This is a genomic window from Stenotrophomonas sp. YJH_SMC_40, assembly GCF_059368615.1.
This window is the reverse complement of record NZ_JCAFRX010000003.1, coordinates 130,469-147,118: the sequence shown is the minus strand read 5'-3', so window position 1 is coordinate 147,118 and position 16,650 is coordinate 130,469. Positions and strand designations below refer to the sequence as shown.

12 protein-coding genes and 6 tRNA genes are annotated in these 16,650 nt (G+C 65.8%); 4 read left to right on the top strand and 14 right to left on the bottom strand.

What is annotated here, in order from left to right:
- Positions 1-152: 152 nt before the first annotated feature.
- Positions 153-3,167: an autotransporter outer membrane beta-barrel domain-containing protein gene (locus AC5P6X_RS06500; protein WP_108270509.1), complete on the top strand. Its 3,015-nt coding sequence runs from the start codon at positions 153-155 to the stop codon at positions 3,165-3,167.
- A gap of 407 nt (positions 3,168-3,574) precedes the next feature.
- On the opposite strand, the gene AC5P6X_RS06495 is transcribed toward AC5P6X_RS06500, so the two are convergent.
- Positions 3,575-3,665 (bottom strand) — tRNA-Ser (locus tag AC5P6X_RS06495).
- 165 nt (positions 3,666-3,830) lie between these two features.
- Here AC5P6X_RS06495 and AC5P6X_RS06490 point away from each other — a divergent pair.
- The gene (locus AC5P6X_RS06490) at positions 3,831-4,535 is read left to right on the top strand and encodes a PP2C family protein-serine/threonine phosphatase (protein WP_005408277.1); all 705 of its coding nucleotides are present in this window, start codon (positions 3,831-3,833) and stop codon (positions 4,533-4,535) included.
- A gap of 111 nt (positions 4,536-4,646) precedes the next feature.
- Here the strand turns inward: AC5P6X_RS06490 and dnaQ are convergent, their stop codons facing one another.
- From dnaQ to AC5P6X_RS06475, 3 genes are read right to left on the bottom strand one after another with little or no spacing between them, the layout of a single operon-like run.
- The gene (dnaQ, locus tag AC5P6X_RS06485) at positions 4,647-5,378 is read right to left on the bottom strand and encodes a DNA polymerase III subunit epsilon (RefSeq protein WP_108270508.1); all 732 of its coding nucleotides are present in this window, start codon (positions 5,376-5,378) and stop codon (positions 4,647-4,649) included.
- Between the two features lie 4 nt (positions 5,379-5,382).
- The gene (gene rnhA / locus AC5P6X_RS06480) at positions 5,383-5,835 is read right to left on the bottom strand and encodes a ribonuclease HI (protein WP_005408275.1); all 453 of its coding nucleotides are present in this window, start codon (positions 5,833-5,835) and stop codon (positions 5,383-5,385) included.
- 13 nt (positions 5,836-5,848) lie between these two features.
- On the bottom strand, positions 5,849-6,499 hold the full coding sequence (locus tag AC5P6X_RS06475; RefSeq protein ID WP_108270507.1) for a class I SAM-dependent methyltransferase: 651 nt from the start codon (positions 6,497-6,499) through the stop codon (positions 5,849-5,851).
- Positions 6,500-6,510: 11 nt separating this feature from the next.
- Between AC5P6X_RS06475 and gloB the strand changes: the two genes are divergently transcribed.
- Together gloB and AC5P6X_RS06465 are read left to right on the top strand one after the other, a co-directional pair.
- Positions 6,511-7,275: a hydroxyacylglutathione hydrolase gene (gene gloB / locus AC5P6X_RS06470; protein ID WP_005412427.1), complete on the top strand. Its 765-nt coding sequence runs from the start codon at positions 6,511-6,513 to the stop codon at positions 7,273-7,275.
- On the top strand, positions 7,272-8,471 hold the full coding sequence (locus AC5P6X_RS06465; protein ID WP_043033713.1) for a lytic transglycosylase domain-containing protein: 1,200 nt from the start codon (positions 7,272-7,274) through the stop codon (positions 8,469-8,471). The genes gloB and AC5P6X_RS06465 overlap by 4 nt, the downstream gene beginning before the upstream one ends.
- 214 nt (positions 8,472-8,685) lie before the next feature.
- On the opposite strand, the gene AC5P6X_RS06460 is transcribed toward AC5P6X_RS06465, so the two are convergent.
- The 10 genes from AC5P6X_RS06460 to clpP form a co-directional block, all read right to left on the bottom strand.
- Complete coding sequence (locus AC5P6X_RS06460) at positions 8,686-10,641, bottom strand: peptidyl-prolyl cis-trans isomerase (RefSeq protein WP_005408271.1); 1,956 nt, start codon at positions 10,639-10,641, stop codon at positions 8,686-8,688.
- Between the two features lie 146 nt (positions 10,642-10,787).
- Positions 10,788-10,864 (bottom strand) — tRNA-Asp (locus tag AC5P6X_RS06455).
- 106 nt (positions 10,865-10,970) lie between these two features.
- Positions 10,971-11,047, bottom strand: a tRNA-Asp gene (locus AC5P6X_RS06450).
- 85 nt (positions 11,048-11,132) lie between these two features.
- A tRNA-Asp gene (locus AC5P6X_RS06445) sits at positions 11,133-11,209 on the bottom strand.
- Positions 11,210-11,293: 84 nt separating this feature from the next.
- Positions 11,294-11,370 (bottom strand) — tRNA-Asp (locus AC5P6X_RS06440).
- A gap of 26 nt (positions 11,371-11,396) precedes the next feature.
- A tRNA-Val gene (locus AC5P6X_RS06435) sits at positions 11,397-11,471 on the bottom strand.
- Between the two features lie 11 nt (positions 11,472-11,482).
- Positions 11,483-11,755, bottom strand: coding sequence for an HU family DNA-binding protein (locus AC5P6X_RS06430; protein ID WP_005408270.1), 273 nt, complete (start codon positions 11,753-11,755; stop codon positions 11,483-11,485).
- A gap of 217 nt (positions 11,756-11,972) precedes the next feature.
- Positions 11,973-14,423, bottom strand: a complete 2,451-nt coding sequence (lon, locus tag AC5P6X_RS06425) for an endopeptidase La (RefSeq protein ID WP_088436039.1) — start codon at positions 14,421-14,423, stop codon at positions 11,973-11,975.
- A 143-nt stretch (positions 14,424-14,566) separates the two neighbouring features.
- Complete coding sequence (clpX, locus tag AC5P6X_RS06420; protein ID WP_004154600.1) at positions 14,567-15,856, bottom strand: ATP-dependent Clp protease ATP-binding subunit ClpX; 1,290 nt, start codon at positions 15,854-15,856, stop codon at positions 14,567-14,569.
- 126 nt (positions 15,857-15,982) lie between these two features.
- Positions 15,983-16,609 (bottom strand): ATP-dependent Clp endopeptidase proteolytic subunit ClpP, encoded by a 627-nt coding sequence (gene clpP / locus AC5P6X_RS06415; protein ID WP_004146318.1) that lies wholly within the window; start codon positions 16,607-16,609, stop codon positions 15,983-15,985.
- Positions 16,610-16,650 lie beyond the last annotated feature (41 nt).

The window sequence follows — 16,650 nt, the reverse complement described above, 5'->3', positions numbered from 1 at the left end:
TCGCCCTCCTCGCCCGGCCAGTCCAACGGCCGAGCGCGCGCGACCCGCCGCCCTGCCCACGCTGCAACGTGTTGAAACCACGCCGCATCAGCGTGTTCATGCAGCGAAAAAGGGGCGGCAACCGCACTTCACTCCTTTCCGTGGAACTCCGCATGCATCGATATCCCGCCCTCCCCACCCGTCGCGCCACCGTCCTCGGCAGTGCCCTTGTTGCAGCGCTTCTCGGCATCGCTGCCTCGCCGCAGGCCCATGCCAGTGCCTTCCACGTGAATGGAGACACGCTCTACTACACCGGCAACGTGCTGGCGACCGATCCGCAGACGCTGGAGGCCTACATCCTCGCCGCGCAGGCCCGGGGTACGCCGCTGCGCCAGGTGGTGTTCCGCAACTCGCCGGGCGGGGCCGCCTCCGGTGGCGTGGGCATGGGCGCCATCATCCGCCAGCACGGGCTGGATACCGTGCTGGACGGCGGCTGCTACTCGGCCTGCGCCGACGCCTTCGTTGCCGGCGTGAAGCGCAAGGTCACGCAATTCGGCCTGCTGCCGGCGCACGGCAACTACACGGAGACGGTGCTGGGCATCCATGGCGAATCCGGCCCGAACGGCCCTACCCCGTACCCGGGGCAGGACAAGTACATCAAGTACTACCGGGACATGTTCGGCCCGACCGACTTCGCGGTCATCGAAGCGCGCATCGTCCAGGCGCACTATGAACTGACCCAGCAGTCGGGCTTCCTGCGCTACTTCGACCCGAACGTGGCGGCCGTGGCCACGCGCTTCTGCCCGACCCGCGACCAGAGCGCGGCAGGCAACTGCACCGCGTATCCCGGTGTGACCTTCTACAGTGATCGCGTCGTCACCGAAGCCGGTTACGTCCAGACCGGCGACGTGCTTTCCATCGACAAGGACGTGAGCGGAGACCTCAATCCGAACCTGGCCGTGCGCGGGCGCTACACCAATGCGCTGGCCAACCTGCGCTACTTCCAGCAATCGACCCCGGACATCCGGCTGGACGACGCCTTCGGTGTGATCCGCATCGGCAAGGGCGGTGTCTGGTCACTGGATACCGCCTCCGCCGCCCAGTATGTGGTGGCCGATGGCGGCACCCTGCGCCTGCAGCAGAATGGCTGGATCCACCACGCCGAAGCCATCGGCGCCCGCAATGGCGGGCGCATCGAGCTGCAGCAGGGCGCACTGCGCAGCCTGACCGTGGTCGAACGCGGCGGCGTGCTGACCGGAAACGGTTCATTGAATGCCACGATCGACATCAACGAGGGCGGAACGCTCGCGCCCTCCGGCATCGTCATGCGCCCCTACTCGCTGGAAGCACTCGCGCCGGGTGGCGACGACGTGTTCACCAGCGAACGCTTCCGGATCGGCAAGGGGCGCTACATCAACCTCAATGACGGTGCGAACCTGGCCTTCCAGGTCGACAGCCAGCGCACCGCACCGGCACTGACGCTGGAAGAAGCCCGCTACTTCCTGGTCGAAGAGGACCGGCGGTCCGGTGACTACAACCTGTACGGCAACATCAACCGCGCCGTGCTGAGCATTGCCCCCAGCGCCAGGCTGACGCTGGACATCAAGCAGGCGTTCTTCCCGGCAGGCCAGCAGAACCATCTGGTCGGAACCCAGGTGGATTCCAGCGCCCTGCAGCTGCCCGTCGCCCCCTGCGGCCCGTCGAACGGTGAGTACGCCGGCTTGTGGTGCCGCACCGCGACGCCCGATACCCTGACCCGCGCAGCACCGGTGTCGGACTTCATCGAAGGGCGCTTCCAGTACGTCGAGCGCAGTGGCGAGGCCGGCAGCGCGGTGGACCTCACCGCTCCCGGCGCCGTATTCCGCCCTCGCCACAATTCACTGCTCAGCTTCACCGTCAACCAGACCGGCAGTGGCCTGTGGCTGACCGCCAATCCCTCCTTCGACGACACACGCTTGTTCGGCAATGCCCCGTCCGGCGACGGTCTGGGCATCGCACTGCAACAGGCCGCTGCGCAGCGCACCTCCTCGATGAGCGGACTGCTGGGTGCCCTGCAGTTCGCTGACCGCGATGACATCGCGCGCCAGGCGGGAGCATTGCGCGGCGACGCGCATGCCAGCCTGCGCCTGGCCGATACCGCACTGGTCGGCAGCATCGGCAACGTCGTGCAGCAGCACCAGGCAGCATCGCGCAGCGGTGGCGATGCGGACGGCCTGGCAGCACAGGCCGCGCAGACCGCCTCGGCGCAATCGGCAACGACCGGCAGTCGCCTGTTCAACCAGCTGGCGATGCACCTGGTCGCACCGGCAGATGCGGGCAGTGAGGCGGGCGACGCCGGACACAACCGCAGCTTCTGGGCGCGCGGGTTCGGCAGTCATGGCCGCATCGAGGGTGGTGCGGGCGTCGCCGGCCTGAACCACACCATCGGCGGTATCGCGCTTGGTGCCGATACCCGTCTGGCAGACGACCGCGTGACACTGGGCGTGAGCCTTGCCGCGGCCGACATGTCGACCCGGTCCAGTGAAGGTGCAGGATTCAGCGGCGATGTCCGCGCGCTGGATATCGGCGGCTACGTGGACGCGCTCTATTCGCGTGGCTACCTCTCCGCCGCCGTCCGCTACACCGATCTTCGCCACGACACCCGTCGCAGCATCGAGGGAATCGAGGGCCTGCAGGCACCGCTGCGCGCGAAGTACAGCAACGACGCGATTTCCGCGCGCGTGGAGCATGCGTTCTCGTTCACCACCGGCAACGGCCTGGTGATACAGCCGCTGCTGCCGGTGATCGACTACATGCGCACCTCGGCCACGCACTTCAACGAAGGCCAGGACGCAGCCGCACTCATCGGCCGCAGTGGCAGCCTGGAAAGCATCCGCGTAGGCGCCGGCCTGCAGTTGTTCAAGACCTTCGACGGCAACAACGGCGAGCGCATCACCCCGCGGGCCCGCGTGGTCTGGCAGAAGGAGCTGGGCGATACCCAGGCCCGCTACAGCAACGGCTTCGCCGCCGCCCCGGACCTGCTGTTCAGTGCCAGCAGCCAGCCCGTCGGTGAGCAGGTCCTGGCCTGGAACCTGGGCGTGACCAGCCGTGCCAGCAAGCGCGTGTCGGTGATGGTTGATTACGTGGGCGAGCGGCGCGACGGCCAGACCCAGAACGGCATACAGCTGGGGCTGGGCTACACGTTCTGAGCACACGCCATTCGCACAGGGCATCGGTCCCCACCCTGTGCGAATGGCCTTGCCTTCCACGCCGTGCGTGGATGCACCCAGCGGGCAACGAGCGGCGCAACGTGTGGGGCGACGCGCGAAACGCGCGTCGCGTCCCGCGCCAGATAAAAGAAAAGGGCTGCCTTTCGGCAGCCCTCTTCTATTCCCGCAGAGACAAGGAAGTCATCAATGCCGCATCCACGCCCGGAACCATCTGGAGAAGCAAGCCCCTCTGTTGAGGGGCTGCCCCGACAGGGGCGGGGAGAGGCAGGCAAAGGGAGGGGCCCACGCGTTGCCACGCAACGTGTGGGGCGACGCGCGAAACGCGCGTCGTGTCCCGCGCCAGATAAAAGAAAAGGGCTGCCTTTCGGCAGCCCTTTTCTTTTATCTGGCGGAGAGGGGGGGATTCGAACCCCCGAGGCGCTATAAACGCCTGCCTGATTTCGAGTCAGGTACATTCAACCACTCTGCCACCTCTCCGGGTGGTCCCCGGCGGACCGGGGACGCGCATCATACGAGGAAGTGAGGCCGACGACAAGTCATTCCGGCCAACGAACTGAAAATTTCCTGGGCGCATGCCTTGCCGGATGCCTGCGGCCACCCGATGATGCCTGTCTCCCCCGGCAATACCCCGCCCTGCCTACCATGATCGAATTCGGACACCTCACCCACCCCGGCATGCGCCGCGAGCTCAACGAGGACACCTACTACGGTGACAGCGAGCTGGCCCTGTGGCTGGTGGCCGACGGCATGGGCGGGCATGCCTGCGGCGAAGTGGCCAGTGCACTGGCACGCGAAACCATCGTGCGCGAGATCCGCCGCGGCGCACCGCTGGCACAGGCCATCCGCACTGCCGACGAAGAGATCATCCGCGCCTCGCGCCGGCGCAACGACACGTTGCCAATGGGCACCACCGTGGTCGCCGCGCGCGTGCAGGGCAACCGCTATGAAGTGGCCTGGGTCGGCGACAGCCGCGCCTACCTGTGGCGCGACGGCCAGCTGGCGCAGCTCAGCCAGGACCACAGCGTGGTGCAGGAACTGGTCGCGCAGGGCAACCTGACCGCCGAACAGGCACGCGCGCATCCGCATCGCAACGTGGTCACCCAGGCACTGGGCGTGACCGATCCAGCCCACCTGAACGTGGCCACCACCAGTGGTGAGCTGCGTCCGGGCATGCAGCTGCTGCTGTGCAGCGACGGTCTCACCGAGGAAGTGGATGACCGCGGCATCGCCCGCACCCTGGCATTCGAAGATGCCAGCGCGCAGGAATGCGTGGATACGCTGGTCGCCGCCGCACTCGACGGCGGTGGCCGTGACAACATCAGCGTGATCCTGGTGCGCTGCCATTAACCGGTAGAGCCTCGCCATGCGTGGAGGCGGTAGTGCCGGCCGCTGGCCGGCTCACGCGGGGAACCTCGTATCAGGACGATGCCGGCCAGCGGCCGGCACTACCTCGATGTATTACGCGCTGGCGGGCTCTTCCACCTTCGGGCCATCCCACAGTGCGTGGCCGGCCTTCTTGCGCAGCCGTTCCAGCCGCGCAGCGTGCGCTTCCAGTTCCGACGGCGTAGCCACCACGCGCGGACGAGGCAGCAGCTTGCTGGTATCGAAAGCCTGCAACGCCGCGCCGGCACCGCCGCCATCTTCCTCGCCCAGGCCGAAGCCGATCTCTTCCTGACCCGAGGTCAGTGCGATATAGACATCGCCCAGGATCTGCGCATCGAGCAGGCCGCCATGCAGCGCACGGTGCGAGTTGTCCACGCCCAGCCGCTTGCACAGCGCATCCAGCGAGTTGCGCTGGCCCGGGAAGCGCTCACGCGCCATCGCCAGGGTATCAATGACCGTGCAGCGGTCGGCGATCTTTCCGTACTGCGGCCCCAGCAGCGACAACTCGTTGTCGAGGAAGCCAAGGTCGAACGCCGCGTTGTGGATGATCAGCTCGGCGCCATCGATGAACGCCAGGAACTCATCGGCGATCTGCGCGAATTCAGGCTTGTCATCGAGGAACTCCAGGGTCAGGCCGGTGACTTCCTGCGCGCCCTGTTCGAACTCGCAGTCCGGCTTGATGTACTGGTGGTAGTTGTTGCCGGTCGGGCGGCGCTTGAACAGCTCCACGCAGCCGATTTCGACGATGCGGTTGCCCTTCTTCCACTCCAGGCCGGTGGTTTCGGTATCGAGGATGATCTGACGCATGGGCTCAGTTTACCGGGCTGGCGTCGCGGATCTGGATCGCCGCGTTGCGGGCCAGGGTATCCACCCGCTCATTGTCCGGGTCGCCGGAGTGGCCCTTCACCCAACGCCAGTCGATCTGGTGCCGCAGCGTGGCCGCGTGCAGGCGCTCCCACAGCTCGCGGTTCTTCACCGGATCACCGCCAGCGGTCTTCCAGTTCTTGCGGATCCAGCCGGGCATCCACTGGGTCAGGCCCTGCCGCACGTACTGCGAGTCGGTGTAGAGCACGATGTTGCACGGCTCGGTCAGCGTCTCCAGCCCGGAAATGGCCGCCATCAGCTCCATCCGGTTGTTGGTGGTGTGCGCTTCACCGCCACTGAGCTCGCGCTCGTGGCCCTTGTAGCGCAGCAACGCAGCCCAGCCGCCGGGGCCGGGATTGCCGAGGCAGGATCCGTCGGTGTGGATTTCGATGGTTTTCAATACAGCTCCAGAATCAGGTAGCAACGGTGCCGTGCCAGCGCACCGGCAGCGGTTTCGGCCCGGGCAGGGCCAGCGTGCGTTTCTCCGCATGGAACAGGCAGGCCGCGCGCAATGGCGCCCAGCCCCCCGGGCGACGGCTGCCGGCACCGCGCCAGAGCGGGCCGAGGTAGCGCATATCGTCGCACTCCAGGCCATGGCGGCCGAGCAGCAGGCGGATCCGCTGCGGCGTGCGCACCACCAGCCCATGCTGCCGCCAGTGCGTGCGGTAGGGGCTGAACGGATTGAGGCTGCTCAGCCACAAATGGCCGCCCGGCATCAGTACGCGCTCGCACTCGTCGAGCAGCAGGTCGGCATCGCCGGTGGTGACATGCTGCAGCACGATCGCATTGACGCTCTCGTTGGCCAGGGGCAAGGGCAGCCCGCAGCGGGTATCGCCGTCATAGCCCGGTCCCGACCCCTGCCGGTACAGGCGCAGGCCACGCCCACCCAGCTGCGCATCCTCCAGCCAGGCCGCACTCGGCGCGATCCACAGCCAGGGCTGCGCGGGCAGCGCCGACAGCTGCGGAAGCAGCAACTGCCGTTCCAGAACGCGCAGCGCCGACGCCGGCTCACTGTCGAACCACGGGGTCTGGCTCGCTTGACGGGTGCTCTGCAGCGCGGGCATGGTCCAATTCTATGCGACTGACTGCCCTGCCCGCATTTGCGGATAACTACATCTGGACGCTGATCGCCGACGATGGCACTGCCGTGGTCGTCGACCCCGGCGATGCCGCGCCAGTGCTCGCACTGGCCGATCAGGGCCTGCGCGTGGACACGATCCTGCTCACCCACCACCACGACGACCACATCGGTGGCGTGCCCGCACTGCAGGCTCGTTTTCCCGGTGTACGGGTCATCGCGCCGGTCGAAGAGCGCATCCCCACGGCCACCGAACGCGTCGGCGAAGGTGAACGCGTTCAGGCACTGGGCCGGACGTTCCACGTACTATCCGTGCCCGGGCATACCCGCAGCCACATCGCGTTTCACACTGCTGAACATCTTTTCAGCGGAGATTCGTTGTTCAGCCTGGGCTGTGGACGTCTGTTCGAAGGTACGCCGTCCCAGCTGCTGGCATCGATGCGCAAGCTGGGTACCTTGCCCGCGCAACTGCTGCTTTGTTGCGCCCACGAGTACACCGTGTCAAATGCCGTCTTCGCGCGGCATGTCGACCCCGCCAACGCTGCCCTGTGGCAGCGCCAAGAGGAGGCTTTGGCCATGCGCCGCGATGACCGTTCCACCCTGCCGGTAACCCTGGCCAACGAATTCGACTGCAATCCCTTCCTGCGTGTGCACGCGGCGCCGATCCGTGCGTCGGTCTCGGCACACCTGGGCCGTGACGTCGTTGACGACGTCGACGTGATGGCCGGTCTCCGGCACTGGAAAGACGGCTTCCGCGCATGATGCGCCGAAGTCTGCCGCTGGCCCTGGGCCTTGCCCTGGGGCTGGCCGGAACCGCGGGCGCACAGTCGCTGGGCGCCGGCATCAGCCAGAACCTGACCGCTGCCGCGGCCCTGCCGCTGGATCCGTCCGCGCTGCCAGCAGCCTCGGTGCGTAACGGCCAGGAGATCTTCACCAGCTTCCGCGACGGCCTGGCCGAACCCAGCTGCGACGCCGAGGCCACCAGCCCGCGCTGGCAGAAGCAGTTCGCCCACGCCCCATCGCGCCTGGCCAACCAGGATGACGATGCGCTGGTGCTGTTCGGCTACGTGGTCGAAGAGCTGCGCAAGGCCGACCTGCCCACCGAGTTCGCGCTGATTCCCTTCGTGGAAAGCGGCTACCGGCCCAATGCCCGCAATGGCAGCGGCCCGACCGGCCTGTGGCAGTTCATCGCCACCACCGCGCGCAACCATCGCGTGCCGATGACCAACGGCTATGACGGCCGCCTGTCGGCGGTCGATTCGACCCAGGCCGCAGTGCGCTACCTGAAGACCCTGCACGGCATGTTCGGCGGCGACTGGCGCCTGGCCACGATGGCCTACAACGCCGGCGAGTACCGCGTGCTGCAGTCCATGCGCAAGGCTGGCATGAACGCGCAGAACGCCAAGCCTTCGGCGCTGCCCGGCCTGTCGCCGGTCACCCATGCCTACGTCGAGAAGCTGCATGCCCTGGCCTGCGTGCTGGAAGACGTGGAAGACCAACCTGGCGTGATGGCCTCGCTGGACCGCACCGTGCCGGTGCTGAAGGACCACACCCTGCCTGCGGGCACCAGCGTGCAGCAGTGGGCCGCACAGCGCGCCCTGGACCCTGCCAGGATCGCCCGCCTCAACCCGGCCCTGGCCTCCGGTGGCCGCCCCTCGGGTACCACCCGCGTGCTGGCGCCGGTCTCGGCCGCAAATGCGACGGTAGCGGAGGCAGCGACCGCGCTGGTCGCCACCACCGCACCGGTGGCGGCCGCTGTACCGACGCCGCAGGTCACCAGAACCGTCGCCGCGATCGCCGACCGTCCGCGCAGCCGCCGCCACACCGTGCGTGATGGCGAGTCGGCCTGGACCATCGCCCGCCGCTACGGCATGCCGGTGAAGGCCCTGCTGTCGCTGAACGGCCTGAGCGGCAGCAGCGTGCTGAAGCCTGGCGCGGTGCTGCGCGTCGAGGATTGACGCACAGGCCAAGCGCGCCTCCCGTATAGAGCCGAGCCCATGCTCGGCTTTTTCATGCCTGCGCCCAGCGGATGCAGTCGAGCACGGCTCGACCTTACAAAAGGCGGTCGAGCAAGCTCGACCACTACCAGAGGCCAAGCGCGCCACAAACGACGCGAAGACAAAAAAAGGCCCGGCATTGCCGGGCCTTCTTCGATCCTGCCCGCCGCGAGGCTTACAGGTTCGCTTCGGTGGTCTGGATCACGAACTTCTTGCGCATCGCCTCGACATAGGCCTTGGCCGCAGCCATGCCATCGATCTGGCTCAGCTGGTCCTTCAGCTGCTTCTGCTGCTCGGCGGTCACTTCCTTCACGTCGCCCGGGTTCACCTTGTTCACCGCGAACAGCAACGCATGGCCGTTGACATCGACCTTGCCGTAGCTCGGCTTGCCATCGGCCGGCACCGGCGCGCTGAAGATCGCGCGGTTGATTTCCGGGGTCGGTACCGGCTGGCTGCGCGGCAGGCCCGGCATCGGGCTCAGCTGCAGCTTCTCGCTGGCCGCCAGCGACTGCAGGGTGGCGCCCGCCTTCAGCTTGGCCAGCACGGCATCGGCCGCCTTGTCGCTGGCCTGGCGCTGACGGTCGGCACGGATCGCAGCGATCACCTGCTCGCGCGCCTTGTCCAGCGGCATGGCCTGTTCCGGGGTGTGTGCGGCCACGCGGATGACCACACTGTGGTTGGTCGCGCCGCCCAGCGCGATCGGGTCGCTGGCGGTCCCGTCCTGCACCAGCACGTCGGAGAAGGCGGCACGCAGCACGCCCGGGTCAGCGGCGATGCCACTGGCGGTGGCACGGGTGATCGGGCCCAGCGTCTGCAGCGGCAGGTTCACTTCCTTGGCCGCGGCAGCCAGATCGCTCGGGCTCTTGTTGATGGCGTCGACCAGACGGCCGGCCAGTTCGTTGAAGCCGCGCTCGCCGTCGGCCTTCAGCTGCTCGGCAGCCAGCGTGTCACGCACTTCCTCGAAGGACTTGCCCTGGCCGCCACGGACCGCAGCAACCTTGATGATGTGATAGCCGAACTCGGTCTTGACCGGACCAATCACGTCACCGGCCTTGGCAGCGAACAACGCATCTTCAAACGGCTTGACCATCGCGCCGCGTTCGACCCAACCCAGGTCACCACCCTGGCCCTTCGAACCCGGGTCTTCCGAGTTGGCCTTGGCCAGTGCAGCGAAGTCGGCGCCGGCGGCCTTGGCTTCGGCGGCAATCTTGTTCGCCTTGGCTTCGGCACCGTCGCCGGTGATCAGGATATGCGAGGCCTGGCGCTGCTCCGGCGTGGTGAACTTCGCCTTCTCGTCTTCATAGCGCTTGCGCAGGGTGGCTTCGTCGGCGGCGGTCGGTGCCGGCAGGTTCGCACCATTGATCTCGACGTACTCGAGCGAAACGCTCTCGGCCTGGCGGAAGTCCTTGCCATGGCTGTCGTACCACTGCTTGATCTGCGCGTCGGTCACCGGCGCGGTATCGGCCGGCACTTCCGGCAGCGCGGCCAGTTCGACATCGCGGGTCTCGCCCAGCAGCTTCAGCAGGCGCTCGGTCTCGGACTGGGTAACGAAGCCCGAGTTCTGCAGGCCCGACGGGATCACCGACTGCTGCAGGCTCTCACGCACCAGTTCCTGGAACTGGGTCGGCGTGCGCGGCGGATTGCCACCGGCAAGCGCCAGGCGGTAGTTGTTCTCGTTGAACTTGCCGTTCGAATCGAGGAAGGCCGGGATGGTGGCGATGTACTCGCGCACCGCGCCATCGCCGATCACGACACCGGCCTGCTCGCCGACCAGGCGCACGACCTGTTCGTCGATCAGCTGATCGAGCACGGCCAGCTTGTTTTCGGTGCTTTCAAACGCGCGCGGGTCGAAATTCTCGCCCTGCTGCTGGCGCTCACGCATGCGCTCCTGCTCGAAGCGGGTGCGGAAATCCTGCGCGCTGATCTCATGATGCTGCCACAGCATGCGCACCGGCCACCACGACGGTGCCGAACGCCACCAGGTCGGCGGCGCGGAAACCTTGGCCACGTTCTGTGCGCCAACGCCACCGAGGTAGCTGTTGTCGATCACGAACAGGAACGGAATCATCAGCAGCCCCAGGATCACGGTGACGATCCAGCCTGAGGTCTTGTCGCGGAGTTTCTGCAGCATGGTGAGGAATCACAAGGCCTGATTGGCGAGCCCGGCAGTGTAACCCGCTTCGTCGCAGGGACCAAAAGCAGCACCGGCGTGGCCTGCGCACCGCTTCCGACGGCACAAAGAAAAAGCCCCCGGCTTGCGCCGAGGGCTTTTAGAGTTGGCGGAGCGGACGGGACTCGAACCCGCGACCTCCGGCGTGACAGGCCAGCATTCTAACCAGCTGAACTACCGCTCCGCGCTGAAACTTTGCAGGCGCCCAGTATATCCGAAGACTCCCTGGAAACCCAGCCCGGTGAACACTTTTTTCAAAGTTTTTTCACAGGGACTTAAGAATTCTGCAATGGCGGAGCGGACGGGACTCGAACCCGCGACCTCCGGCGTGACAGGCCAGCATTCTAACCAGCTGAACTACCGCTCCGTTCTTGCAAAACTTTTCGCCTTCTTCCCGAACCTTCCGGGGAGAAGACAAGGCCCCCGGCTTCAGGCCGGGGGCCTCGATGTAGTGGCGGAGCGGACGGGACTCGAACCCGCGACCTCCGGCGTGACAGGCCAGCATTCTAACCAGCTGAACTACCGCTCCGCATTGTTGCTTTTTTTGCTTTCCAGCCGGCCTGGACCGGGAAGAAAACAAAGCCTCCAGCTTTTGGCCGGAGGCCTCGTTGAATGGCGGAGCGGACGGGACTCGAACCCGCGACCTCCGGCGTGACAGGCCAGCATTCTAACCAGCTGAACTACCGCTCCACACTCAAACTTTTACCGCGGTGCTGTGGTGGGTGCTGAGGGTTTCGAACCCCCGACCCTCTCCGTGTAAAGGAGACGCTCTACCGCTGAGCTAAGCACCCCAGCGAGCCGCTTAGTTTACAGCATCCTTCAGGGCCTTGCCAGCCTTGAACGACGGATTCTTCGAAGCAGCGATCTTGATGGTGTCGCCGGTCTTCGGGTTGCGGCCGGTGCGTGCAGCACGGTCGCGGACCTGGAAGGTACCGAAGCCAACCAGGGTGACCGCATCGCCGTCCTTCAGCGCCTTGGTGATGGCAGCAACGACGGCATCGACAGCGCGGCTGGACTCGGCCTTGGTCAGGTCGGCAGCTTCAGCAACGGCATCGATCAATTCGGTCTTGTTCATTCTCTACAACTCCTTTGGCGGTGGGTTCCGCTTATTCGACAGGGAAGCAACCGCATGCCTTCTGCATGCGGCCACCATGTGGAAACGGTTCGCCGATTCAGTCATCGCTGACAGCGATCACTCATTCGCGAGTGCTGCTTTTATACCAGTGGCCCTACCCCCACGCAAGCTGGAAAGCCAGCAATGACGCGGGTTTCGGGCCATTGGACAGCGCGCGTCAATGCTTGACGCGCGCGCTTCCACTCGGTTTGGCCTTGCTGCGCACCGTGACACGCTGCGCACTCTTGCGCGCCTTCTTCGGTGCCAACGGACGCTCCAGCGCCAGGTCCAGGACCTCTTCGATGTACTTCACCGGGACGATCTTCAGATCGCGGGTGACGTTGGCCGGAATGTCGGCCAGGTCCTTGCGGTTCTCTTCCGGGATGATGACCGTGCGGATGCCGCCACGCAGTGCCGCCAGCAGCTTTTCCTTCAGGCCACCGATGGCGGTGACGCGACCACGCAGGGTGATCTCGCCGGTCATCGCCACGTCGGCACGCACCGGCACCCTGGTCAACATCGACACCAGCGAGGTGACCATTGCCGCACCGGCGCTCGGGCCGTCCTTCGGGGTGGCGCCATCGGGCACGTGCAGGTGCACGTCGTGCTTCTGCAGGAAGTCGCTGTCGATGCCGAAGCCGACCGCGCGCGAACGCACCACCGACAGCGCCGCTGAAGCCGATTCCTTCATCACGTTGCCGAGTTGGCCGGTCAGGATCAGCTGGCCCTTGCCCGGCACCAGCGTCGATTCGATCTGCAGAAGATCGCCGCCGACCTCGGTCCAGGCCAGGCCGGTGACCAGGCCGATCTCGTTCTCTTCCTCGGCACGGCCGAAGTCGAAGCGACGCACGCCCAGGTACTTGTCCAGGTTCTTGCTGGACACGCTCACCAGCGCCTTCTTCTTCGCACCCTTCTTCGCCTTCGCCGCCGGCTGCGGGCCGGCCAGCGCGATCTCCTTCACCACCTTGCGGCAGATCTTGGCGATCTCGCGTTCCAGGTTGCGCACGCCCGATTCGCGCGTGTAGTAGCGCACGATGTCCTGGATGGCATCGCTGCCGATCTCCAGCTCTTCCGGCTGCAGGCCGTTGGCCTTGACCTGCTTGGGCACCAGGTAGCGGGTGGCGATGTTGAGCTTCTCATCCTCGGTGTAGCCGGGGATGCGGATCACTTCCATGCGGTCCAGCAGCGGGCCGGGAATGTTGAGCGAGTTCGAGGTGGCCACGAACATCACTTCGGACAGGTCCAGGTCCACTTCCAGGTAATGGTCGTTGAACGCGTTGTTCTGCTCCGGGTCGAGCACTTCCAGCAGCGCCGAAGACGGATCGCCACGGAAGTCCATCGACATCTTGTCGATCTCGTCGAGCACGAACAGCGGGTTCTTGCTGCCGACCTTGTTGAGGTTCTGCACGATGCGGCCCGGCATCGAACCGACGTAGGTACGACGGTGGCCACGGATCTCGGCCTCGTCGCGCACGCCGCCCAGCGACATGCGCACGAACTTGCGGTTGGTGGCCTTGGCGATGGACTGGCCCAGCGAGGTCTTGCCCACGCCCGGCGGCCCGACCAGGCACAGGATCGGTCCCTTCATCTGCTTCACGCGCGACTGTACCGCCAGGTATTCAAGGATGCGTTCCTTGACCTTCTCCAGGCCGTAGTGATCGGCGTCGAGGGTGTCCTGCGCAGCCTTCAGGTCCTTGCGCACCTTGCTGCGCTTCTTCCACGGCACGCCCAGCAGCCACTCCAGGTAGTTGCGCACCACAGCGGCTTCGGCCGACATCGGCGACATCTGCTTGAGCTTGTTCAGTTCGTTGCGCGCCTTGGCTTCAACGGCCTTCGGCATGCCGGCTTCGGCGATCTTGCGGGCCAGTTCTTCCAGCTCGCCCGGTGCGTCGTCCAGGTCACCCAGTTCCTTCTGGATGGCCTTCATCTGTTCGTTGAGGTAGTACTCGCGCTGGCTCTTCTCCATCTGCGACTTCACGCGGCCGCGGATGCGCTTCTCCATCTGCTGCACGTCGATCTCGCCGTCGACCAGGCCGACCAGCATTTCCAGGCGGTCGCCCACGGCCAGCGTTTCCAGCAGGCGCTGCTTGTCGGCCAGGCGCACGCTGATGTGCGCGGCGATGGTGTCGGCCAGGCGCGCCGGCTCATCGATGCCCGACAGCGTCTGCAACAGCTCCGGCGGCAGCTTGCGGTTGGTCTTGACGTACTGCTCGAACAGCGACATCAGCGAGCGGGCGATGGCCTCGACCTCGCGCGCTTCGCGCTCGTCAGTGGCCTCGATCTCCACCGCCTGGCCGTGCAGCGAGCCGTTGCGCTCGTCGACGTGGGTGACCTGTACGCGCGACAGTCCTTCGACCAGCACCTTGATGGTGCCGTCGGGCAGCTTCAGCAGCTGCAGCACCTGCGCCAGCGTACCGACCTGGTAGAGGTCGGCCGCATGCGGGTCGTCGGTTTCGGCCGACTTCTGCGCCAGCAGCAGGATGCGCTTGTCCGCCTCCATTGCCTGTTCGAGCGCGTGCATGGACTTGTCACGGCCGACGAACAGCGGGATGACCATGTGCGGGAACACCACTACGTCGCGCAGCGGCAGGACCGGCAGGTCGAGGGTTTCACTTGGGGAACGGGCCATGGGGGCTCCAGGGAAGGGGGAAAACCGCCTCCGGGAGGGCATCTTCCGGAGACAAAAAAAGCCGATGGCCCCGTTATGGGGCCATCGGCTTTCAGATGCAAGGCATTCCTTGAAAATCCTTTCCAATCAACAACCTGGAAGGATCACTCGGCGCCTGCGGCCTTCTGTTCAGGGGCCGCTGGGGTCTGGTAGATCAGGTACGGCTCGGACTTGTGCTCGATCACCGACTCGTCCACCACCACCTTGCTGACGTTTTCCTGCGACGGCAGGTCGTACATGGTGTCCAGCAGGACCGATTCGACGATGGTACGCAGGCCGCGGGCACCGGTCTTGCGCTTGAGCGCCTTGCGGGCAATGGCCGACAACGCGTCCGGGCGGAACTCCAGCTCGACGTTCTCCATCTCGAACAGCTTCTTGAACTGCTTGGTGATGGCGTTCTTCGGCTCGGTCAGGATCTTGATCAGGGCCGGCTCGTCCAGCTCCTCCAGGGTCGCCACCACCGGCAGGCGGCCGACGAACTCGGGAATCAGGCCGAACTTGATCAGGTCTTCCGGCTCGACTTCGGCCAGCACCTTGCCCACTTCCTGCTTGCGCTCGCTGCTCTTCACCTTGGCGCCGAAGCCGATGCTGCCGACGTCGGTGGAACGGGCCTGGATCACCTTGTCCAGCCCGGCGAACGCGCCGCCGCAGATGAACAGGATGTTCTTGGTGTCCACCTGCAGGAATTCCTGCTGCGGGTGCTTGCGGCCGCCCTGCGGCGGAACGCTGGCCACGGTGCCTTCGATCAGCTTCAGCAGGGCCTGCTGCACGCCTTCGCCGGACACATCGCGGGTGATCGACGGGTTCTCGCTCTTGCGCGAGATCTTGTCGATTTCATCGATGTAGACGATGCCCTGCTGCGCCTTCTCGACGTCGTAGTCGCACTTCTGCAGCAGCTTCTGGATGATGTTCTCCACGTCCTCGCCCACGTAACCGGCTTCGGTCAGCGTGGTGGCGTCGGCCATGGTGAACGGCACGTTGAGCAGGCGGGCCAGGGTCTCGGCCAGCAGGGTCTTGCCCGAACCGGTCGGGCCGACCAGCAGGATGTTCGACTTCGCCAGTTCGACGTCGTCGTTCTTCTGCCGGCTCTCGATGCGCTTGTAGTGGTTGTACACGGCCACGGCCAGGGTGCGCTTGGCGCGGTTCTGGCCGATCACGTACTGGTCGAGCACCTCGAGGATCTCGCGCGGCTTCGGCAGCGAACTGCGCGCCGACTGCGCCTTTTCCTCAAGCTCCTCGCGGATGATGTCGTTGCACAGCTCCACGCATTCATCACAGATGAACACGCTCGGACCCGCAATCAGCTTGCGCACTTCATGCTGGCTCTTGCCGCAGAAAGAGCAGTAGAGGATCTTGCCGGTGTCCGTGGAACGACCTTGGCGGTCTTCGCTCATGCTTCGCTTACCCAGTTACCCCACCCGCTGAACGGGGGTTCGATTCGAGAATAGCACAGGGCCGAGGGGACACCAGTCCCGCCCGACCCTGCAGGAACGAGGCCTCCATGGCCCCGTGAAGGCCGGTCAACCGGCCTGGATCGACTCATCCGGACGACGCTCCAGGACCTGGTCGACCAGACCGTAGGCCTGCGCCTCGAAGGCGCTCTTGAAGTTGTCGCGCTCGGTGTCGCGGGCGATCGTCTCCAGCGACTGGCCGGTGTGCTTGGCCAGCACCTCGTTCAGGCGCGAACGCAGGGTCAGGATCTCACGCGCGTGGATGTCGATGTCGGTGGCCTGGCCCTGGTAGCCGCCCAGCGGCTGGTGGATCATCACGCGCGAGTTCGGCAGCGCATAGCGCTTGCCGGCTTCGCCCGCGGCCAGCAGCAGGGCACCCATCGAGGCAGCCTGGCCGATGCAGGTGGTGCTCACATTCGGCTTGATGTACTGCATGGTGTCGTAGATCGCCATGCCGGCGGTGACCACGCCACCCGGCGAGTTGATGTAGATGTTGATGTCCTTTTCCGGGTTCTCCGATTCCAGGAACAGCAACTGCGCCACCACCACGTTGGCCATGTGATCGTCGATCGGGCCCACGAGGAAGATCAGGCGCTCCTTCAACAGGCGCGAATAGATGTCGTAGGCACGCTCGCCGCGGCTGGTCTGCTCGACCACCATCGGAACCAGGTTCAGGGCTTTGGTTCGGTTGTCCATTACGTGAGGTACCTATCTTGGGGGGCAACAACCCCGCGCCG

Bases quoted from the DNA above. Each gene is read 5' to 3' on its own strand.
- AC5P6X_RS06500 (WP_108270509.1), top strand. From the start codon at position 153: ATGCATCGATATCCCGCCCTCCCCACCCGTCGCGCCACCGTCCTCGGC.
- AC5P6X_RS06490 (WP_005408277.1), top strand. From the start codon at position 3,831: ATGATCGAATTCGGACACCTCACCCACCCCGGCATGCGCCGCGAGCTC.
- dnaQ (WP_108270508.1), bottom strand. From the start codon at position 5,378: ATGCGTCAGATCATCCTCGATACCGAAACCACCGGCCTGGAGTGGAAG.
- AC5P6X_RS06475 (WP_108270507.1), bottom strand. From the start codon at position 6,499: ATGCCCGCGCTGCAGAGCACCCGTCAAGCGAGCCAGACCCCGTGGTTC.
- gloB (WP_005412427.1), top strand. From the start codon at position 6,511: ATGCGACTGACTGCCCTGCCCGCATTTGCGGATAACTACATCTGGACG.
- AC5P6X_RS06465 (WP_043033713.1), top strand. From the start codon at position 7,272: ATGATGCGCCGAAGTCTGCCGCTGGCCCTGGGCCTTGCCCTGGGGCTG.
- AC5P6X_RS06460 (WP_005408271.1), bottom strand. From the start codon at position 10,641: ATGCTGCAGAAACTCCGCGACAAGACCTCAGGCTGGATCGTCACCGTG.
- AC5P6X_RS06430 (WP_005408270.1), bottom strand. From the start codon at position 11,755: ATGAACAAGACCGAATTGATCGATGCCGTTGCTGAAGCTGCCGACCTG.
- lon (WP_088436039.1), bottom strand. From the start codon at position 14,423: ATGGCCCGTTCCCCAAGTGAAACCCTCGACCTGCCGGTCCTGCCGCTG.
- clpX (WP_004154600.1), bottom strand. From the start codon at position 15,856: ATGAGCGAAGACCGCCAAGGTCGTTCCACGGACACCGGCAAGATCCTC.
- clpP (WP_004146318.1), bottom strand. From the start codon at position 16,609: ATGGACAACCGAACCAAAGCCCTGAACCTGGTTCCGATGGTGGTCGAG.